At 71.7% G+C, this 2,399-nt stretch carries 4 protein-coding genes; all 4 read right to left on the bottom strand.

Going from position 1 to position 2,399, the window contains the following annotated elements; translation table 11 throughout:
* Positions 1-377 (bottom strand): hypothetical protein (locus tag A3IG_RS31630; protein WP_040912505.1); only part of this gene is annotated, 377 nt, incomplete at its 3' end.
* The gene (locus A3IG_RS0127920) at positions 374-1,729 is read right to left on the bottom strand and encodes a hypothetical protein (protein ID WP_018386885.1); all 1,356 of its coding nucleotides are present in this window, start codon (positions 1,727-1,729) and stop codon (positions 374-376) included. The genes A3IG_RS31630 and A3IG_RS0127920, both read right to left, overlap by 4 nt.
* Positions 1,726-2,208, bottom strand: a complete 483-nt coding sequence (locus A3IG_RS0127915) for a Pycsar system effector family protein (RefSeq protein ID WP_018386884.1) — start codon at positions 2,206-2,208, stop codon at positions 1,726-1,728. The genes A3IG_RS0127920 and A3IG_RS0127915 overlap by 4 nt, the downstream gene beginning before the upstream one ends.
* Positions 2,205-2,399: hypothetical protein (locus tag A3IG_RS31625; RefSeq protein WP_040912504.1), on the bottom strand; the 195-nt coding region annotated here is incomplete at its 5' end. The genes A3IG_RS31625 and A3IG_RS0127915, both read right to left, overlap by 4 nt.

Here is a 2,399-nt window from a genome sequence, read left to right as displayed (position 1 = left end):
TGGTAGGGGTGGGTGTCGGGCAGGTCGATGTAGGCGCTGAGTTCCACGCGGACACCGGCGTAGGTGCCCTGCATCGTCAGCGACTGGTAGTCGTCGTAGCGGTAGTAGGTCGCCGGGGCGTCCACCGCGATGCTCAGGGCCTGGCGCCACCGCTCGAAGTCCCCGAAGCCGCCCCCGAAGCCACCCGAGGTGTCCGCGGTGTCCGTGGTGCGGTGGAGATACACGGCCAGTCCCCACGCGGGCGGGCTCGACTCGCTGATGATCGGTTGCAAGCCGATGTAGGCGGTGGGCAGGTCCGGGGCGGTGGCGTGCAGCACGGCCAAGGCGGTGATGGCCGGGCCGTGAACGGCCAGGGTCGGGACGGTGGTGTCGGTCATGTCGTCGTGTCGCTTTCGCTGCCGGTGGTGGTCATGTCGTGGTCGGGTGCGGCCGGGTGTGGCGAGGTGGTGGTTGACCGGTCGTCGCGGACGATGTCGCGGCGCAGCGCGGCGGCTTCGCGGCGGGACAGGTTCAGTTCGTCGCGCAGCCGTTGGATGGTCACCGGGCGTCCGGTGGTCTTGACCGCGTTCCTGTTCAGGCGACGGGCCGTTTTGCGCAGGTCAACGGGGGTCTGAGTGACTACCTCGGTGACCATGCGCGGGGCTGAGCGGGCAGCCGCGACGGTGGTCACCGAGGTGGTGCGGACCGGGACGGTGCGGGGAGCGAGTTGGTCCCAGCGGACCGGCATGGTGGGCAGCGTGTCCAGCGACGGGATGACCACCTGCCGCCGAGGAATGGTGGTGTCCTGCTGTGGTGGGGTGGTGGTCACCTCGCCGGTCATCGGTCCGGCACCGTTGGTGGGCGGCGCCGGACACAGGTCGGCGAGGGAGGGCATGACCACGCCCGGATCGTGTTTCCCGGCGACCTGCAGGACGCGCCGTGCACGAGCTGCCCGACGCTTCAGCGCCGCCCCGGTGATGCCGGGGTCCGCGCCGTGCACGAGCTGCCACGCGGCCCGCCACGCCTGCTCTTCGGGCAGAGGCGGCATGGTTGCCGTGCGAAGCCTCACCGCGACGCGGTACACCTTGCGGTGGTGCCGCCGTCGGGCCCGCTCCGCGCGGATCTCCTCGGGAGTGCGGTCACCGTCCTGCTCGGACTGCGAGAGCCGGTAAGCGAACCAGGCGACCGGAGCGGCCAGCGATCCGACCGCAGCCACCACCGCGAAACCAAGTCCCCACAGGTGGGCGCCGTGGGCAAGGTTGATGCTGGCCGCGAGCGCACCGGCGATCCAAGTCCCGGTGTGGTGCCACCGAGCGGACAGCCCACGCCGCTCGCGGTACTCGCCTTGGATAGCGAACATCCACGTCAGCGACTCCAGCGAGACACCGCCGGCCACCGCCATCAGCAGCGGCCACCGGGTCGCCAGGAACCCGACCTGCGCCGGAAGCGCCACGGACACGAACAAGACGATGACCGCCACCGTCACCAGCAGCTCCCGGCGAGAGGCCGCCGAAGCCGCCAACCGGGTTCGCGCGGCGCGACGCCGAACCGCGCGGGCCGCACGCTCCTGCCGTGCCGTCTCCCGTGCCTCGGCGTCGGCCTGACGACGAACCCGGTCGATCTCGGCCTGAGCCCGGGCAGCCTCGGCAGCCGCGTGGGCGCGGACCGCATCCGCCTCAGCCTGAGCCTTGGCCACAATGGCGGCGTCCAGCGCCCGGGCACCCCGGGCGCTATAGACCGGGGTGCTCACAGCCCCTCCACAACCGCGACCAAGACCGCAGCGAGAACGAGCAGGAGCACCGCCAGCCGGATCAGGTCCACCGCGCGCTGAAGCACGCAGTACTTGCGCACGGCGATACCCGACAGCACCCGGACCACGTCCGCGCGCCGGTCATCGCGCATCGCGGCGGTGATCTGCTCCGTCGTCAACCGCGCCCAGTACGGGAACGACGCCCGGTCATCACCACCGAGGTGGGGGCGGACGGCGGTGAGCAGGACCATGGCGGCCCCAGCCAGCACACCACACGCGACCCCGGCCACGACCAGCGCCGGCAAGACCACATCGATCGTGGCGGCAGCCGCCAGGACACCGGCGAGCACCGTCCCGGTGAAGGCCAGCAGCAGCGCAACCTTGGTGTCCGTGCGGCTGATCTCCGCCTTCAAGTCCTGCCGGGCCTCGGAAAGGTTGGCGTGCGTCCAGTCCGCCCCAGTGACGGATCGGCCCGTCATGCCGCACCTCCCGACACAGCAAGCCGGGCGAACGCGGCGTCCACCGGGTCCAGCAGGTGCGCCTGCTCCCACCAGGCACCGGCGTCCGGCTGCCCCTGGTGGTCGTGCGCGGTGCGGGCCGCACAGTCGTGCAGCTCGCCAACCCGGGTCGGGTCGGTGGTCGTCAGGGGGTTAGCCACGGCGGCCACCCC

The sequence above is a fragment of the Wenjunlia vitaminophila DSM 41686 genome (genome assembly GCF_000380165.1).
Classification (GTDB): Bacteria; Actinomycetota; Actinomycetes; order Streptomycetales; family Streptomycetaceae; genus Wenjunlia; species Wenjunlia vitaminophila.
This window is presented reverse-complemented; position numbering and strand designations above follow the sequence as displayed.

Coding starts and splice junctions, on each gene's coding strand:
- A3IG_RS0127915 (WP_018386884.1), bottom strand. CDS start 2,208: ATGACGGGCCGATCCGTCACTGGGGCGGACTGGACGCACGCCAACCTT.